This is a genomic window from Azospirillum sp., assembly GCF_035627195.1.
Taxonomy (GTDB): Bacteria; Pseudomonadota; Alphaproteobacteria; order Azospirillales; family Azospirillaceae; genus Azospirillum.
Genome location: NZ_DASPMG010000271.1, coordinates 24,505 through 40,382, shown reverse-complemented (window position 1 = coordinate 40,382; position 15,878 = coordinate 24,505). Strand labels below are relative to the sequence as shown.

The following is a 15,878-nucleotide window of genomic DNA, read 5'->3' as shown; positions in this document are numbered from 1 at the left end:
CCGCCGCGGCGCAGGCGCCGCAGGATCCTGCCGACGCGGCTGCGCAGCTGGCGCGCCTGCGCGTCGATGGCGCGGTGGATGCCGTCGCGGCCCAGCGCGAACCAGTTCATCGGCTGCTCGGCGTTGGACAGCAGCGGCTTGTGGCCGGCGGCGGTGGACATGAAGTCGTAGCAGCGCTCTCCGCGCGCCAGCGCGTCCTCGATCGCCAGCACGTGGCTGACGAGGCCGGGCTTGAAGCGGTTGTCGCTCTCGAAGGCGAAGCCGCCCTGGTAGTTCAGCACCCGCCCCCGGCTGACGAAGTTGTAGAGGAAGCCGATGGGCTCCCCGGCCGCCGTGATCCGGCACAGCCGGACGGAGCCGTCGGGCACCCCGGTGCGGATCAACCGCTCGTGAAAGGGGCGGAAGGCCGGGTTGTCGAAGGCGCCGGACTCGCCGCGCGCCTTCCAGCGCGCCTGGTGAAGCACTTCCAGCGCGTCGAAGTCGGCCAGCGCCTCCTCCACCGTGGCGGCCACGCGGAACTCCAGCGGCCCGCGGTCGGCGTACAGGCGCAACGCCCGCTTGACGGCGGAGCGCGTGCTGCGTCCCAGCGTGGCGAGGTAGTCGCCGCCCTGCCGCCGCACGAGGTCGAGGTCGACCCACTGCACGCAGTCGGCCGTGCGCACGTCCAGCGCGTGCCCGCCGGCGGCGGCGGCCCGGCGCACCGCGCGTTCGTTGACGGCGTCGAGACCGCCCAGCATCAGCTCGTCCCGTTGCGTCACGCGGGCGGCCAGCCACGCGAAGCAGGCGTCGGTCACCGCCTCCGCACAGCCGGCGTCGGCGAGGATGCCGTTGTACTCGACGAACAGCCGGTCAAAGACGCGGTCGCCCGTTTCGTGCAGCAGCCAGTGCCGCTGCGGCAGCAGGCCGAAGCGCCAGCGCGCGCGCCGGCACAGCACGGCCAGCCCGACGACGCGCCCGCCGCGGCGCGCGGTCAGCAGGTGGGCCCGCGTGCCGGGCGGCAGGTGCCGCAGCCAGTTGCCGACCCACAGCCAGGACAGGAAGAAGGAGCCGTCGGCGCGCCGTTCCAGGTCGGTCCAGGTGCGTTCCAGCGCGTCGACGGGGGGCAACGGGACCAGGTCGACGTCGATCGCGTCGGTGGCGCTGACGGCGTGCGGCTCCGCAGGCATGCGGCGGTCTCCTCCGGGCAGGGGCGGCGCGTCGGTGTCGGGTTTTCGGCTTTGGCCTCAACCCAACCTACAGGTGCGCCGTAGGTTGGGTTGAGGCGTCCGCCGAAAACCCAACGTCATGCGATCACACGGCGGGCTGTTTCAGGCCGTGCAGCAGCGCCGCGATGCCGCCCACGGTGCGCAGCTGGTCGATCTCCAGCGATTCCAGCGGCATGGTCAGGCCGAACCGCTCCTCCAGCAGCACGATCAGGTCGACGAAGACCAGGGAGTTCAGCAGCCCCTCCTCGATCAGGTCGGTGTCGGGCGACGGCACGACGATGTGCATGTCGTCGCGGAACAGGGCAATCAGGGCGGCTTCGGTGGCGGCGTCTTTCGTCACGGCGAGCATGTCAGGCCACTCTCCTTGTTTCGGCGAAGTCGGAAGCACCGGCGAAGCGGCAGCCGGCGGCCAGGATGCCGGCGGCTGGATGACGCCGCCCGTCGACGAGCAGCTGGTTGAGGAGGAGCGTGCCGCCCCGCGCGGCGACGAGTGCCGAGCCGTCGGCGTTCAGCGCCACCACTGTGCCCGGCGGCGCGTCCGCCGGCCGGTCGCCGCGGCGCAGGCGGGTCACCGCCATCATGTCGTCGCCCAGCAGCAGCTTGGGCGAACCCCAGGGCGAGGCGAAGGGGCCGAAGGCGCAGGCGCGGGCGAAGTTGGCGATGGTGTCGGCCGGCCAGTCCCAGTCGATCCAGCCGCCGTTCGGCGGCTTGCGCCCGTACACGCGGCGCCCGGCGGGGTCGAGGTTGCGGTGGTGCACGGACGCGGGATCCTCGGCATACCGATCCACCAGCCGCGCGACCAGCAGCAGGCCGAACTTGGCGCAGCGGGTGTAGACGGACAGCGCGGTGTCGTCGGGGCCGATGGGGAACGCCTCCTCCGCCGCCACCGGCCCGGCGTCGATGGCCGGGACCATGCGGTGGAGCGTGACGGCGTGCCGCGTCTCGCCGTTGAAGATCGCCCAGCTGGGCGCGTTCAGCCCGGCGTAGTGCGGCAGCGGGCCGGGGTGCAGGTTGTACGCCCCCAGCCGCGGCGCCTCCAGCACCTGGGGACAGACCACGTGCAGGGAATGGACGTTCAGCAGCAGGTCCACACCCGCCGCGCGGATGGTGTCGGCGAAGGCCGGGTCCTTGACCAGCGACGCCGGCCATACGGCCAAGCCATGGCGCAGCGCCAGCCGCTCCACCCCCGCCGGGTCGCCGGGGGTGACGGCGACACCGGCGATGCGGTGCGGCGTGCGCAGCAGCGCCTGGAGGAGTTGGAGACCCGCCGCCTCCTCGACGGCCAGGAACAGGGTGAGCGGCATCAGGCGCCGGCCTCCGCCCCAGCGGCCTGCCCCGCAGCCTGTCCTTCGATCTGTTTCGCGAACACCTCGTTGCGCAGGTAAGGGCGGTCGATCTTGCCGTTGGCGTTCTTGGGCAGCGGGTCCATCACCGCCCACTGGGTGGGCAGCATGTAGGCCGGCAGCCGGGATGCCAGACGCGCGCGCAGCTCGCCCGGGCGCAGCTCGGTCCCGTCCTGCGGCGCGTAGGCGCAGCAGATGGTCGCCCCGTCGAAGCCGCCGCGGTCCACCGCGACGACGGCGTAGTCCTTCAGCCCCTCCACCGCGCCCAGCGCCGCCTCGATCTCGCCCAGCTCGATGCGGTAGCCGCGGCTCTTCACCTGGGTGTCGGCGCGGCCGACGAAGTGCACCTGCCCGTCCGCCCCCATCCGCGCGAGGTCACCGGTGCGGTACATGCGGCTGCCGTCGCTGCGGCCGACCTCCGGCACGAAGACGGCGGCGGTTTTCTCCGGATCCTCCCAATAGCCTTCCGCCAGACCGGCGCCGGCGATGTAGAGGTGACCGATCTCGCCCGGCGGCGCCGGGTTGCCGGCATCGTCCAGCACGTAGAGCCGCTCGCCGCCGCAGGCCACGCCGATGGGCACCGGCACCGCCGGATCCTCCGGGCAGGACGGGACGGTGTAGTAGCTGGACGCGATCGTCGCCTCGGTGGGGCCGTAGAGGTTGGTGAAGGTGACGTGCGGCAGGCGCTTCATCCAGTGGATCAGCGGTGGTGTCGGGAACGCCTCGCCGCACCACATCAGGCGCTTCAGGCTGGGGAAGTCGTCCTGGCGGACGGCGTCCAGCTTGGCCATGTAGTTCAGCACCGACGGCACGGAGAACCACTGCGTCAGCTCCCGCTCGCGGATGAAGGCGGCGAGGCGGGCCGGGATCAGGTTCAGCTCCGGCGGCACGATGTGCAGCTCCGCCCCGGCGGCGAAGGCGCCGTAGATGTCGAAGGTCGACAGGTCGAAGTGCAGCGGCGCGTGCCCGGACACGCGGTCGCTCCCGTCGATGCCGAAGTAGCCGACCGACCACTCGACGAACGCCACGACGCTGGAATGCGGGATCACCACGCCCTTCGGCTGCCCGGTGGAGCCGGAGGTGAACAGGATGTGTGCCCGCCCCTCCGGATCGCCGGACAGCGCCGGCGGCTCGTCGGACAGGCTCGCCACCTCGTCCGGTCCGAAGGCGAAGGACAGGCCGTCCAGCACCGCCGCCTCGCGGCCCAGGCGGCCCAGCGTGGCGGCGCGCGCGGCCGGGCTGACCGCCGCCACGTCGCTGAGCAGCGGGGCGGAGGCCGCGGTGGCGAGGATCACCTTCGGCCGGCAGGCGTCGATGATGCGCGCGGCGCGGGGTGCCGGGTTCTGCACGTCCACCGGCACGTAGAGGCAGCGCGCGCGCAGGCACGCCAGCATGGCGACGATGGCGTCGGCCGACTTCGGCACCATGATGGCGACACGGTCGCCGTCCCGGCACCCGGATTCCCGCAGCGCGCGGGCGAGGCGGCCGGAGGCGGCCCACATCTCCCCATACGACAGGCGGCCGTGCGGGGTGACGATGGCGGCCGCGTCCGGGCGGGCCGCGGCCGTTCGGGCGACGAGATCGTGGATCAGCGCGGCCATCAGGCGGCCTCCACCAGGGCGGCGGCGTCGAAGGCGGCGCCGATGTGCTCGTACTCCGCCTCGTCCGGGGCGATGTCGAGGATCACCGTGCGGTAGCCCTTGGACAGGTAGCGCGCCAGTTCCCGCCCCACCGCCTGGTAGCTGCCGACGAGGTAGGGGCAGAAGGTCTTGTAATGATGGAACGGACCCAGCCAATACGGGCTCTCCCCGCCGTCGGGCTGATCGTTCAGGCTGGACAGCTCCCTGTGCCAGACGCTGTCGCTGACGCTCATGGCCACGCGGTGCATGACCGCCCCCTGGCGGGTGGCCGGGAACCGCTCGTGCGCGACGCGCCACGCCTCCTCCACGCTCGGGCGGGCGACGATGCCCACGCGGATGCCCAGCGGCATGTCGGGGAAGTCGGCGGCCCCCACCTCCTCCTCCGCCGGCTTGGGGTAGCGGATGGCGGTGGCGCCGATGGCCTGGGCCGCCTGCATGCCGGCCTCCGACGAGCCGGAGATGAGGATTTCCGGCTGCAGCCCGGCCGGCAGGCGCACGGCCATGGACAGCTTGTCGGTGCGGTAGTGCTTGCCCTCGAACGTCACCGCGCCGCTGCCTTCCAGAAGGGCGCGGATGATGCGGGTGTACTCCACCGTGCGCTCGTACCGGGCGTCGTGCGGGGTGGCGTCGCCCAGCGCCAGCAGATCGTTGATGAAGCCGCCGGCCAGCATGTTCAGCGCGACGCGCCGGCCGTGCAGGAAGCCCAGCGAGGCCACCATCTTGGCCGCGGTGTAGGGGTGCATGTAGACCGGCTGCACGGCCACCAGCGGCATCAGCCGTTCGGTCCCCGTCAGCACCGTCTGCGCCACCAGCCAGGGGTCGACCAGCCCGTTGTCGGTGTAGACGAGCATGCCGGCGCATCCCGCCGCCTCGCTCCACCGGGCATGCTCGGCGACGGTGCGGAGGTAGTCCGCGGGGCCGACGTCCTTCGATTGCGGACAGGTCGAGTAGAGCTGAATCGAGCCGTGGCGAGCAGACATGGTCGAGCCTCGCAGCAAATATCCCGGTCAGGCGCGGAGCAGGTCACCGGCCGCGGGCCTGATAGGGCGGCATCGCCGCCCGGCCCAAGCGGCCTGTTGCGTGCGCTCACTATCGCAGAGCAGGAAACCTTAAGCGAAAGCGCGGAAGTTGAGCGGCCACGGGTCTGAGCAACTACCCCTTCCGACGCGCCAAATCGATAGTGTTAGTGCCACCGATCGGCCGTCTTCTTGCAAGGATGCAGTTGAAGAAGGGGGCAGTACTTCCCACCGGCGCGCCGTTCAGCGGCATCGGCCACGCATGCGCAAGAAAACAAAGGGGCACAGAGAGAAAAATACAAGGCCGCTGTTCAGCCCAGCGCCCTGCCGATGCGCTCCACCGCCGCATCCACAGCCATGCGGCTGTCGGCCGCGAGGCGCGACGGGGCGCCAGGGTCCAGCGGGCCGGCGCGGTCCGCCTGCGCCTGCCAGCGGGCCGCGTCGGACTCGGCGACCGCGGAGATCAGGAAACGGTCGGGCAGGTCCTCCGCCCCGAACGCCTCGAACCCGCGCTTGGCGCCGACCAGCCGGCCTTGCTGCGGCCGGGCCAGCGTGCGGGCGAGGCGCCCCACCAGCGCATCGACCTCCTCCACCGTGGCGTCGCGCCAGCCGGCGCCCGCCCCCGGAGTCAACTGGCGGATCGCGTCTTCCAGTTCGGCGGCGTGGCGCAGCGGCGGGGTGCCGGACAGGATGCGGTAGGCGCGCCGCACGGCCAGCGGACGCGGGTTGCCGGCCTGCAGCAGGCGCAGGTGTTTCACCGGATCGACGGCGCCGCCGGTGCGCACTGGGCGATCCTGCCCCGCCTCGGTCAGCAGGTAGAAGAAGCACTCGGCCACGGCACCGCCCCCATCGTCGCACGCACCCGTTCTGCCAGAATTGCGGGAAGACAGGAAGCACACGCCGCCAGCCATATCACCGGTTGCATTTCCCTCACGGGACTGGCATGCACATGCGTGTACCCACGCCTGGAGTCAGCCATGGACGACGACGCGAAGGTTCCGGAGAGTGCGCGCGAACTGACCGAGGCGGAGCTGTCCGGCGCCGGCATCGAGGCGCTGGTCGTGCGGCTGAACGCGGCCCGGCGCAACGCCGCGCTGGCACGGGCGCGGGCCGAATACCAGGATGCCAACAACAACCACCGCGAGGCGGTGCACTACGAACGCCTCGTCGCCGCCAACGAGAAGATGCCGCAGGCCGAGCGCAAGGCGATTGTCGAATCCAGTCCCGACGTGCTGAAGGGCCGGCAGCAGAGCATCGTCCACGCCAAGGACGCCGCGCTGTGGACCGCCGAGGCCGAGGCGCTGCGCCTCTACATCCTGGCCCGCACCCGCTCGGCGGACGCGGGCGAGACGGCCTGAGAGGGACCGGCCGCCCCCCGATCACCCAAAGAAGGCGGCCGGCCCCTGCCAAAGATCAGAACCGGGTCCGCAGGCCCAGCACGCCGGACCAGTCGGCGGTCAGTTGCACGCCGTTCACCCGCTGCCAGACCGGCAGCTGCACGAAGCCGTACAGGCTGACGTTGTCCAGGACGGCGTAGCTGACGCCGGGGCTGAGGGCGATCATGCTGCGCCCGCTGTCGTCGGGCTCCGCTTCCCGCCCGCGGTCGCGGCCACGCACCAGGGCGTTCACCTGGGCCAGCAGCGACAGCCGCTCGGTCACGTCATACTGCACGCCGACGTCGAAGCCGAACTGCGATCCGGGGCGGTAGCCCTGCCGCTCGTTCAGCGGCGTCTGCACGCTGGCCTGCACGAACCAGGAGGCGCTCCATTCCGGGATCGGCTGGTGGTAGAAGGCGCCGAGCAGCAGGTCGGTGGTGCCGGTGCCCGGCTGCAGCGACCGCTCGGCCACATCGCCGCGGCCGTTGGCGACGGCGAAGCGCCCGGTCGGCAGCTTCAGCCCGGCGGTGACGCCGAAACCGGCGAGCGCCCCCTCGGTCACGCTGTAGCGCCCAGCCACCCGCGCGTCGCCCAGCTTCGTGAAGTCCCACGCCTCATTCAGGCGGGCACCGTGGTGGTTGTGGATGTGCTCGTGATCGCGGCTGACGACCGGCAGCTGGAGCGACACGCCCCAGTTGGGCGAGAAGGCGTGGTCGACCGTCGCCACCGCGTTCCGGTTGGTGGTCTTCACCTCGTCATGGTGGCGGCGGGTCTGGCCGACGCCGACCGTGCTGCTGCCGGCGCGGGGCTGGTCCTGCGGGATGTATTCGAAGCGCAGGTCGAGGGTGGTGCCGCTCTCGGCCGGGGCGCTCTGCACGCTCCAGTTCGTGTTGACCGAGCAGAAGGCGGCGCCGCAGCTGGCCTGGGCCGGCAGGGCCGCGATGTGGGCAAGGGTGAACGTGGCGCCGGCCATGGCGGCGCGCGCGAGGGTGTTCATGCTGTCGTCCTGACACACACGTTGATGTCGGCCGGGCGGATCCCGGCGAATTCAGGGAGGTGCGGTCAGGCGGACGGCGGGGCGCGCGCCCGGAAGGCGTCGAAGCGTCCGGCGACGGGCACGGCCTCCGCCGCGCCCGGCGCCAGCCGGTCCACGACGCGCGGCCGGTAGACGAGAACGACGTCGTCCGGCACCAGGAAGGCGCCGTGCAGCTGCAGCGACTGGCAGATCGGGCAGGGCGGCATCGCGCCCGGATGGACCGGCTTCGTCGGGGCCGGCGTGCCGCCGTCCACGCCGTCCACGCCGTGCTCGCAATGCTCGCCGGCAGCCTCGGCCGACTGGGCGGCATGAGCCACCGCCTGAAAGCCCGGCACGTGCAGCCCGGCCATCGCCACGTGGACGAGCAGCGCCAGGGCGCCCAGAAGGGCACCGGCACGGCTTGTCCATGGATGGCGGCGAACGATCATGCCTCGACCCTAGCGGCCTCCGCAGCACGGCCCCTTGACCGGGGTCATGTTGCGAATGCGTATCATGAACGTCCGCGGCCGTCTCGAACAGAGCCATCTGCGCCGTCGGCGCTCCCCGCCTGTTGTCAGGGCGGTTGAGGCGCATCGAATGGGGATCCATGGTCCAGACCGCACCCCACGGCGACGTCCGGGAAGGGCAGACGCCGTCCAGTTCCGCATGGCCGCTGGTGCTGCGCTACGGCACCGGGCTGCTGATCGTCGCGCTGCTGGTCGGCGCGCTGTTCATCCTCGACCGCTGGCTGGACCAGTACAGCATCGGCGACATCCGCCAGGCGATCCGCCGCATCGAGCCGGGGCAGCTGGCGACGGCGATCGGCGCGGCCGTGGTCAGCTACTGGCTGCTGACGCTGTACGACACGCTGGCGCTGCATCACCTGCGGCGGCCCCTGCCCTACCGCTGGGTCGCCTTCACCGCCTTCACCAGCTATGCCTTCAGCCACAGCCTGGGCTTCGCCAGCGTCATCGGTGCCACGATGCGCTACCGCCTGTACGCGCCGCTCGGCCTGCACGCGGTGGAGGTGGCGCAGGTGACGCTGTTCGTCGTCACCACCTTCATGCTGGGGCTGGTGGTCGTGCTGCCCATCGTCATGCTGCTGGATCCCACGGCGCTGAAGGCGCTGCACCTGCCCCCCGACAGCGCCATGCTGCTGGGGGCGGCGGCGCTGGCGGTCATCCTCGCCTACGCGCTGGCTGGCGCCTGGATCCGCCGGCCGCTGCGGGTCTTCGGACACGACATCGCCTTCCCGCGGCCGAAGATCGCGCTGGCGCAGCTGGCGCTGGGCCTGTGCGACCTGTCGCTGGCGGCGGCGGTGCTGTACCACTGCCTGCCGGCCAGCGACGCCGTCACCTACATGGACGTGGTGGTGGCCTTCGGGCTGGCGCTGGTGGCGGGGATCATCAGCCACGTGCCGGGCGGCCTGGGCGTGTTCGACGCCATCGTCCTGGTCACCCTGACGCCGGAAATGGCCGGCAACGACGTGATGGCCGGCCTGCTGGTCTTCCGCGTCATCTACTATCTGGCGCCGCTGCTCATCGCCGGGCTGATGTTCGGCGCGCTGGAGGCGTTCCAGGCGCGGCACCGGATCACCGTTCTCTCGCGCGGGGTGTCGGCCGCGATCGGCCCGGTGGTGCCCTACGTGCTGGCCGCCTGCACCTTCATCACCGGGCTGTTCCTGCTGTTCTCCCGCGCCACGCCGGAGGAGACGCTGCCCTCCCCCTTCGACGCGGCGTCACTGCCGCTGGTGGAGATGTCGCACTTCACCGGCAGCGTGGTGGGCGTGCTGCTGATCCTGCTGTCGCACGCCATCCAGCGGCGGCTGCACGCCGCCTGGGTGCTGTCATTGGGGCTGCTGGCGCTGGGCGTGCTGTCGTCGCTGCTGAAGGGCGGCGACTGGCCGGAGGCGATCGTGCCGGCGCTGATCTTCCTGGCCCTGCTGCCGGCGCGCGGCGAGTTCCACCGGCGCGGCGCCCTGCTGGCCCAGGCGCCGACGCCCAGTTGGTTCGCAGCCGTCGGCGTGGCGCTGGCCAGCGCCCTGTGGCTGGGCCTGTTCTCCTACAAGCACGTGCAGTTCAGCGACGAATTGTGGTGGCACTTCGCCCTGCACGGCGACGCCTCGCGCTTCCTGCGGGCGTCGGTGGCGGTGGGGGTAATCGCGCTGGGCGCCGCCGTCGTGCACCTGGTGGCGCTGACCGCCCGCCTGCGCCACCCGCCGCCGCCGGGACGCGAGGAGCCGTGAGCGCGGGCCTCAACCGGCCGCGCGGTCGCCCTTCACCACGCCGATGCCCATGCGGAAGCTGTTGGCGATGCTGTGCGCGCGGTCGGTGAAGAAGCGGGCGGCGGCGGGCGTGCAGACCTCCGCCGCGGTCTCGGTGAACAGGCCCAGCCAGCGGTCGAAGTGCTCCGCCCCGATGTCCAGGCGCACGTGCACCGGCAGCGGCCGGCCGTCGTAGCGTTCGGTCAGCAGCGCCACCGAGGACCAGAAGTCCATCATCTTGCGCAGGTGCGGTTCCCAATCCGTGATGGCGGCGCCGAACACCGGACCCAGCACCGCATCCTCGCGGATCTTGCCGTAGAAGGTGCGGACCAGCGCCTCGATCATCGCCTCGTCGATGCCGGTCGCGGCGACCCGCTCGGCGACGGTGATGTCGCGGAAGGAAGGCGGCGGGGTGTTCATGGCGGGCAGGTCCTGATCCGGTGCTGTGCCCCGCACCTTAACCATCCCGCCCCGCCGTGGGAAGCGCCGCCTGCCGCCTACTTGCCGCCGCGGGTGAGCAGGAAGGCGAACACGCCGATGGTGACGACGAACACGCTGGCCGCGCCGACCAGGGCGATGTAGGTGGTGGTGTCGAAGTTCATGGGACCGCTCCCGTCTGGATGCGTCGAGCTTGGATGCGCCGGGGGCCGCCGGGCGGCCATGCCCGGACGCTACGCCCGGCCGGCACGGCTGCCCTTGCGAATCCTCAATCCCACACTGCGACAAAATGGGCGGCGGGCCGGCCCGCGTCCGGCCGGCCCGCGCCGTCTCCCAATAGCCGTCTCCTAATGGTTGATCACCCAGGGCCGGTTGCCGGGAAAACTCTTCGCCCCGTTGGGATGGTGCAGCGTGCGGCTGGGCTTGCCGTGGCTGCCGCACCCGCAGCCGGGGCCGTGCTTGTGCCCGCCCTGGGAGGACAGGCGCGGGCTGTCCGCGCTGCGCTCGTTGGTGGCGTGGGCGGTGCGCGTCGCCGCCGGCATGGCGCCGAAGGCAGGCGCGGTGCGCAGCACCCGCGGGGCCGGGGCGGCGCAGTCCGGGCAGGGCTGCGGCTCCCGGTACTCGGACATGGGGCGCAGCGCCGTGAAGCCGCCGCAGGTCCGGCACTCGTACTCGTAGACGGGCATGGCGTCGCCTCCGCTCACAGGTCCGGGGCCAGCGGGATGTCGATGTCGCCGGACAGGAACTTCGTCGGTCCCTTGGCGTTCGGGCGGATGTCGAAGTCGAAGATCTCGGTCGGCAGGAACAGCGTGGCGCAGGCGTTGGGCACGTCCACCACGCCGCTGATGTGCCCCTGCACCGGTGCGGTGCCGAGGATCGCGTAGGCCTGGGCGCGGGAGTAGCCGAACTTCGTCAGATACTCGATGGCGTTCAGGCACGCCTGGCGGTAGGCGACGTGGACGTCCAGGTAGTGCTGCTTGCCCGCCTCGTCCACCGAGATGCCTTCGAAGATCAGGTAGTCGTTGTAGGTCGGCGTGATCGGGCTGGGCTTGAAGATCGGGTTGCGGATGCCGTACTTGGCGACGCCGTCCTTGATGATCTCCACCTTCATGTGCACCCAGCCGGCCATCTCGATGGCGCCGCAGAAGGTGATCTCGCCGTCGCCCTGGCTGAAGTGCAAATCGCCCAGCGACAACCCGCCGCCCTTCACGTAGACCGGGAAATAGACCTTGGAGCCGCGCGACAGGTCCTTGATGTCGCAGTTGCCGCCGTGCTCGCGCGGGGGAACGGTGCGGGCACCCTCGGCCGCCGCCTTGTCGCGGGCGTCGCCGGCCAGCCGGCCCATGTGCGCGGTCGGCGCGTAGGGCGGGTTGGCGAGGCCGGGGACGCGCGTCGGGTCGGTGGCGATCAGTTCCGCCTCGCGCGCGTTCCAGGTGTTCAGCAGGTCCTGCGACGGCAGGCAGCCGATCAGGCCGGGGTGGATCAGCCCGGCGAAGCGCACGCCGGGCACGTGGCGCGACTTGGTGTAGACGCCCTCGAAGTCCCAGATCGACTTCTGCGCCTGGGGGAAGTGGTCGGTGAGGAAGCCGCCGCCGTTCTGCTTCGAGAAAAAGCCGTTGAAGCCCCACTGCTGCTGCGGGAAGGCGCCGATGTCCAGCAGCTCGACCACCAGCAGGTCGCCGGGCTCCGCCCCATGCACGCCGATCGGGCCGGAGAGGAAGTGCACCTGCGACAGGTCGACGTCGCGCACGTCGGCGGCGGAATCGTCGTTCTTGATCTGCCCGCCGGTCCAGTCGAAGCATTCCACGATGAAGTCGTCACCGGGCTTCACCCACGCCACCATCGGGATGTCCGGGTGCCAGCGGTTGTGGATCATGTCGTTCTCGTAAGCGGACTGCGACAGATCGACCTTGATCAGCGTATCGGCCATGGAGGTTACTCCCAAGAAAAAAGGAAATTTCGGGAAAATCAAACGGACAGCAGCTTCGCGATCTTCGCTTCGTCCACGCGGTCGCGGTGGTCTTCGTGGACGATCTCGCCGTTCTCCATCACCAGCACGCGGTCGGCGATGTCGAGGGCGAAGCTGAGCACCTGCTCGGACACCACGATGCTCAAGCCGCGCTCGTCGCGGATGCGGCGCAGCGTGCGGGCCATCTCGCGGATGATGGAGGGCTGGATGCCCTCGGTCGGCTCGTCCAGCAGCAGCACCTTGGGCCGCGTCGCCAGGGCGCGCGCGATGGCCAACTGCTGCTGCTGCCCGCCGGACAGGTTGCCGCCACGCCGGCCCTTCATCTCCAGCAGGACCGGGAACAGCTCGTAGATGTCGCCGGGGACGGCGCGCTCGCCGTGCACGGACAGGCCGGTCTCGATGTTCTCCTGCACCGTCATGGCGGGGAAGATCATGCGGCCCTGCGGCACGTAGCCGACGCCCCTGGCGACGCGCTCGTAGCTCTTCAGCCCGGTGATCTCGGCACCGCCGACGCGCACGGCGCCGGAGCGGGCGGGCACGATGCCCATGAGCGACTTCATGAGCGTCGTCTTGCCCATGCCGTTGCGGCCCATGATGGCGACGATCTCGTTTGGCGCCACGGTGAAGTCGAGCCCGTGCAGGACCTCGCTCTCGCCGTAGGCCACGCGCAGTTCGGAAACGGACAGCATGGTAAGGTCTCCTTCGCGCGTCAGTGGCCGAGGTAGACTTCGACGACCTTGGGGTCGCTCTTCACCCGCTCCATGGAGCCTTCGGAGAGGATCCGGCCCTGGTGCAGCACGGTCACCTTGTGGGCGATGTCCTCGACGAACTTCATGTCGTGCTCGATCACGATGACCGAGCGGCCCTTGGTGATGCGGTTGAGGAGTTCGGCGGTCTTCTTGCGCTCGTTCACGCTCATGCCGGCGACGGGTTCGTCCAGCATGAGGAGTTCGGGGTCCTGGATCAGCAGCATGCCGATCTCCAGCCACTGCTTCTGCCCGTGGCTCAGGTATTCGGCGCTCGTGTCCAGCTGGTCGGCCAGGAAGATCGTCTCCGCGACCTCCGCCACCCGCTCCCGCACCTCCTGGTCCCGCTTGAAGGCGAGCGCGCCGAAGACGGAGCGGCCGCGGGGGAAGGAGATCTCCAGGTTCTCGAACACCGTCAGGTCATCATAGATGGACGGGTTCTGGAACTTGCGGCCGATGCCGGCGTGCACGATCTGGTGCTCGCGCATCGCCGTCAGCTCCTTGCCGCGGAACTGGATGGAGCCGCCGGTCGCCTTGGTGCGCCCGCAGATGAGGTCGAGCACCGTGGTCTTGCCGGCCCCGTTCGGGCCGATGATGACGCGGATCTCGTTCTCGTCGACGTAGAAGGACAGATCGTCCACCGCCTTGAAGCCGTCGAAGGACACGGTCAGCCCCTCCACCGACAGCAGGAAGTTGGGTTGTGCCGTCATGGCCGGTGCTCCTTTCATTCGGCCGTTCATTCGGCTGCTGGGGCCGGCGGCGCGACCGGGGCGACGCGCGCCAGCGCCCCCGGCAGCAGCCGGCGCAGGCGGGGTGCGACATAGTCCTGGTAGAGGCCGGCCAGACCGTTGGGGAAGGCCATGACGACGCCGATGAACAGCGCACCCATGGCGAACAGCCACAGCTCCGGGAAGCTTTCGGAGAAGCTGGTCTTGGCCCAGTTGACCAGCAGCGTGCCGTACACCGCACCCAGCAGCGACAGCCGGCCGCCGACCGCGCAAAAGATCACCATCTCGATCGACGGCACGATGCCGACGAAGGAGGGCGACATGAAGCCCACCTGCAGCGTGAACATCGCCCCGCCCACCGCCGCCAGCCCGGCCGCCAGGCAGAAGACGAAGATCTTGAAGTTCGCCACGTCGTAGCCGGAGAAGCGGACGCGGTCCTCCTTGTCCCGCAGCGCCACCAGGATGCGGCCCAGCTTGGAGCGGCGCACAGTGAGGCACAGCAGGATGGCGCCGATCAGCAGCAGCCCGTTGACGAGGTAGAGGACGACCTTGGCGCCATCGGTGCGGATGTCCCACCCCATCAGCGTGCGCAGGTCGGTGATGCCGTTGATGCCGCCGGTGTAGCCCTGCTGCCCGACGATCAGGATGGTCAGGATGGCGGCGAAGGCCTGCGTGATGATGGCGAAGTACACGCCCCCCACGCGCCGCTTGAACATGGCGAGGCTGACCAGGAACGCCAGCGCCACCGGCACCGCCACCACGGAGAAGACCGCGAAGGCGAAGCTGTGGAACGGCTCCCAGAACCACGGCAGCGAGGTGAGCTGGTTCCAGTCCATGAAGTCGGGGATGCCGGGGGTGGACTGGATCTTCGTGGCCTCCGGGCTGGACGCCTCCAGCTTCAGGAACATGGCCATGCAGTAGCCGCCCAGCCCGAAGAAGATCCCCTGCCCCAGGCTGAGGATGCCCGCACTGCCCCAGCACAGCACGAGGCCGACGGCGACGAAGGCGTAGGTCAGGTACTTGCCCACCATGTTCAGGCGGAAGCCGTCGAGGCCCAGCGGCAGCACGACCAGGATGAGGACGGCGAGCAGCAGGACGCCCGCGATCTCGCCGTCGATGCGCAAACGGAGGTTGTTCATGGGATGGCCCTCGCTCACCGGCGGACTTTGAGGACGAACAGGCCCTGCGGGCGCAGCATCAGGATGCCGACCACGGTCAGCAGGGTGAGCACCTTGGCGGTCGAGCCGCTCATGAAGAACTCCATGGTCGACTGCGCCTGGGAGATGCTGAAGGCCGACGCGATGGTGCCCAGCAGGCTCTGCGCGCCGCCGAAGACGACGACCAGGAAGGTGTCGACGATGTACAGCTGGCCCGAGGTGGGGCCGGTCGAGCCGACCATGGTGAAGGCGCTGCCCGCCACCCCCGCGATGCCGCAGCCCAGACCGAAGGTGTAGCGGTCGACCTTCTCCGTGTTGATGCCCACCGCGCCCGCCATGGTGCGGTTCTGCATCACCGCGCGCACGCCCTGCCCCCAGCGGGAGCGGAACATGACCGCGTAGATGACCAGGGTGATGGCGATGGTCAGGCCCATGACGAACAGACCGTTGATCGGCACCTCCGTCGTCTCGGTCAGGCTGAGCGAGCCCATCAGCCAGTCGGGCAGCGCCACGCCCACCTCGCGCGCCCCGAAGACGGAGCGGTAGATCTGCTGAAGGATGAGGCTGAGCCCCCAGGTCGCCAGCAGCGTGTCCAGCGGCCGGCGGTAAAGGAAGCGGATCATGCCCCACTCCACCAGCATGCCCAGCGCCCCGCTGGCGACGAAGGCCAGCGCCATGGCGATGAAGAAATAGGCGGGGAACAGGGCCGGCGCGTGTTCGGAGACGACGGTCGAACACAGGTAGGTGACGTAGGCGCCGAGGATCATGAACTCCCCGTGCGCCATGTTGATGACGCCCATCTGGCCGAAGATGATCGCCAGGCCCAGCGCCATCAGCACGAACACCGAGAAGAGGATGAGCCCGGCGAACCCCTGCATCACGAAGATGGAGCCGAGTTCGGCGAGGCTGTAGGAATCGAACATTGGGATACCCCGCGCTGTGCCGGTGTGGGAGGTCGCGGTGTGGAGCCCCGCCCGCCCCC

At 70.4% G+C, this 15,878-nt stretch carries 17 protein-coding genes; 2 read left to right on the top strand and 15 right to left on the bottom strand.

Annotation, left to right across the window (positions count from 1 at the left end):
• The 6 genes from VED21_RS25175 to VED21_RS25150 all read right to left on the bottom strand — a co-directional run.
• Positions 1 to 1,166: GNAT family N-acetyltransferase (locus VED21_RS25175; protein WP_324887211.1), on the bottom strand; the 1,166-nt coding region annotated here is incomplete at its 3' end.
• 124 nt (positions 1,167 to 1,290) lie between these two features.
• Positions 1,291 to 1,554 carry an acyl carrier protein gene (locus VED21_RS25170; protein WP_324887209.1) on the bottom strand — a complete coding sequence of 88 codons (264 nt, stop codon included), beginning with the start codon at positions 1,552 to 1,554 and terminating at the stop codon, positions 1,291 to 1,293.
• Position 1,555: 1 nt separating this feature from the next.
• Positions 1,556 to 2,509, bottom strand: a complete 954-nt coding sequence (locus tag VED21_RS25165) for a methionyl-tRNA formyltransferase (protein WP_324887207.1) — start codon at positions 2,507 to 2,509, stop codon at positions 1,556 to 1,558.
• Positions 2,509 to 4,149: an amino acid adenylation domain-containing protein gene (locus VED21_RS25160; RefSeq protein ID WP_324887205.1), complete on the bottom strand. Its 1,641-nt coding sequence runs from the start codon at positions 4,147 to 4,149 to the stop codon at positions 2,509 to 2,511. The genes VED21_RS25165 and VED21_RS25160 overlap by 1 nt, the downstream gene beginning before the upstream one ends.
• Positions 4,149 to 5,168, bottom strand: a complete 1,020-nt coding sequence (locus VED21_RS25155) for an LLM class flavin-dependent oxidoreductase (protein WP_324887204.1) — start codon at positions 5,166 to 5,168, stop codon at positions 4,149 to 4,151. The genes VED21_RS25160 and VED21_RS25155 overlap by 1 nt, the downstream gene beginning before the upstream one ends.
• A 347-nt stretch (positions 5,169 to 5,515) precedes the next feature.
• Positions 5,516 to 6,040, bottom strand: coding sequence for a hypothetical protein (locus VED21_RS25150; protein WP_324887202.1), 525 nt, complete (start codon positions 6,038 to 6,040; stop codon positions 5,516 to 5,518).
• Positions 6,041 to 6,181: 141 nt separating this feature from the next.
• Here VED21_RS25150 and VED21_RS25145 point away from each other — a divergent pair, with 141 nt between their 5' ends.
• The gene (locus tag VED21_RS25145) at positions 6,182 to 6,562 is read left to right on the top strand and encodes a hypothetical protein (RefSeq protein WP_324887200.1); all 381 of its coding nucleotides are present in this window, start codon (positions 6,182 to 6,184) and stop codon (positions 6,560 to 6,562) included.
• 55 nt (positions 6,563 to 6,617) lie between these two features.
• Here VED21_RS25145 and VED21_RS25140 read toward each other — a convergent pair whose 3' ends face one another.
• Entirely contained in the window at positions 6,618 to 7,577 is a 960-nt protein-coding gene (locus VED21_RS25140) for a transporter (protein ID WP_324887198.1), read from the bottom strand.
• 65 nt (positions 7,578 to 7,642) lie between these two features.
• The gene (locus tag VED21_RS25135) at positions 7,643 to 8,044 is read right to left on the bottom strand and encodes a DUF2946 family protein (protein WP_324887196.1); all 402 of its coding nucleotides are present in this window, start codon (positions 8,042 to 8,044) and stop codon (positions 7,643 to 7,645) included.
• A 158-nt stretch (positions 8,045 to 8,202) separates the two neighbouring features.
• Here VED21_RS25135 and VED21_RS25130 point away from each other — a divergent pair, with 158 nt between their 5' ends.
• Positions 8,203 to 9,840: a lysylphosphatidylglycerol synthase domain-containing protein gene (locus tag VED21_RS25130; RefSeq protein WP_324887194.1), complete on the top strand. Its 1,638-nt coding sequence runs from the start codon at positions 8,203 to 8,205 to the stop codon at positions 9,838 to 9,840.
• Positions 9,841 to 9,849: 9 nt separating this feature from the next.
• Here the strand turns inward: VED21_RS25130 and VED21_RS25125 are convergent, their stop codons facing one another.
• From VED21_RS25125 to urtB, 7 genes are all read right to left on the bottom strand, one after another.
• Positions 9,850 to 10,278 carry a group III truncated hemoglobin gene (locus VED21_RS25125; RefSeq protein ID WP_324887193.1) on the bottom strand — a complete coding sequence of 143 codons (429 nt, stop codon included), beginning with the start codon at positions 10,276 to 10,278 and terminating at the stop codon, positions 9,850 to 9,852.
• A gap of 365 nt (positions 10,279 to 10,643) precedes the next feature.
• Complete coding sequence (locus tag VED21_RS25120) at positions 10,644 to 10,982, bottom strand: zinc ribbon domain-containing protein (RefSeq protein ID WP_324887191.1); 339 nt, start codon at positions 10,980 to 10,982, stop codon at positions 10,644 to 10,646.
• 14 nt (positions 10,983 to 10,996) lie between these two features.
• Complete coding sequence (fmdA, locus tag VED21_RS25115) at positions 10,997 to 12,226, bottom strand: formamidase (RefSeq protein ID WP_324887189.1); 1,230 nt, start codon at positions 12,224 to 12,226, stop codon at positions 10,997 to 10,999.
• A gap of 38 nt (positions 12,227 to 12,264) precedes the next feature.
• A complete protein-coding gene (urtE, locus tag VED21_RS25110; RefSeq protein WP_324887187.1) occupies positions 12,265 to 12,954 on the bottom strand; it encodes an urea ABC transporter ATP-binding subunit UrtE in 690 nt (229 codons plus the stop codon).
• A 20-nt stretch (positions 12,955 to 12,974) separates the two neighbouring features.
• The gene (gene urtD, locus VED21_RS25105) at positions 12,975 to 13,721 is read right to left on the bottom strand and encodes an urea ABC transporter ATP-binding protein UrtD (RefSeq protein ID WP_324887185.1); all 747 of its coding nucleotides are present in this window, start codon (positions 13,719 to 13,721) and stop codon (positions 12,975 to 12,977) included.
• A gap of 26 nt (positions 13,722 to 13,747) precedes the next feature.
• A complete protein-coding gene (gene urtC / locus VED21_RS25100; RefSeq protein ID WP_324887183.1) occupies positions 13,748 to 14,878 on the bottom strand; it encodes an urea ABC transporter permease subunit UrtC in 1,131 nt (376 codons plus the stop codon).
• Positions 14,879 to 14,892: 14 nt separating this feature from the next.
• Entirely contained in the window at positions 14,893 to 15,819 is a 927-nt protein-coding gene (urtB, locus tag VED21_RS25095) for an urea ABC transporter permease subunit UrtB (RefSeq protein ID WP_324887181.1), read from the bottom strand.
• Positions 15,820 to 15,878 lie beyond the last annotated feature (59 nt).

Excerpts from the sequence above, each read along its gene's own strand:
- VED21_RS25170 (WP_324887209.1), bottom strand. The coding sequence starts at position 1,554 with ATGCTCGCCGTGACGAAAGACGCCGCCACCGAAGCCGCCCTGATTGCC.
- VED21_RS25165 (WP_324887207.1), bottom strand. The coding sequence starts at position 2,509 with ATGCCGCTCACCCTGTTCCTGGCCGTCGAGGAGGCGGCGGGTCTCCAA.
- VED21_RS25160 (WP_324887205.1), bottom strand. The coding sequence starts at position 4,149 with ATGGCCGCGCTGATCCACGATCTCGTCGCCCGAACGGCCGCGGCCCGC.
- VED21_RS25155 (WP_324887204.1), bottom strand. The coding sequence starts at position 5,168 with ATGTCTGCTCGCCACGGCTCGATTCAGCTCTACTCGACCTGTCCGCAA.
- VED21_RS25145 (WP_324887200.1), top strand. The coding sequence starts at position 6,182 with ATGGACGACGACGCGAAGGTTCCGGAGAGTGCGCGCGAACTGACCGAG.
- VED21_RS25140 (WP_324887198.1), bottom strand. The coding sequence starts at position 7,577 with ATGAACACCCTCGCGCGCGCCGCCATGGCCGGCGCCACGTTCACCCTT.
- VED21_RS25135 (WP_324887196.1), bottom strand. The coding sequence starts at position 8,044 with ATGATCGTTCGCCGCCATCCATGGACAAGCCGTGCCGGTGCCCTTCTG.
- VED21_RS25130 (WP_324887194.1), top strand. The coding sequence starts at position 8,203 with ATGGTCCAGACCGCACCCCACGGCGACGTCCGGGAAGGGCAGACGCCG.
- VED21_RS25125 (WP_324887193.1), bottom strand. The coding sequence starts at position 10,278 with ATGAACACCCCGCCGCCTTCCTTCCGCGACATCACCGTCGCCGAGCGG.
- VED21_RS25120 (WP_324887191.1), bottom strand. The coding sequence starts at position 10,982 with ATGCCCGTCTACGAGTACGAGTGCCGGACCTGCGGCGGCTTCACGGCG.
- fmdA (WP_324887189.1), bottom strand. The coding sequence starts at position 12,226 with ATGGCCGATACGCTGATCAAGGTCGATCTGTCGCAGTCCGCTTACGAG.
- urtE (WP_324887187.1), bottom strand. The coding sequence starts at position 12,954 with ATGCTGTCCGTTTCCGAACTGCGCGTGGCCTACGGCGAGAGCGAGGTC.
- urtD (WP_324887185.1), bottom strand. The coding sequence starts at position 13,721 with ATGACGGCACAACCCAACTTCCTGCTGTCGGTGGAGGGGCTGACCGTG.
- urtC (WP_324887183.1), bottom strand. The coding sequence starts at position 14,878 with ATGAACAACCTCCGTTTGCGCATCGACGGCGAGATCGCGGGCGTCCTG.
- urtB (WP_324887181.1), bottom strand. The coding sequence starts at position 15,819 with ATGTTCGATTCCTACAGCCTCGCCGAACTCGGCTCCATCTTCGTGATG.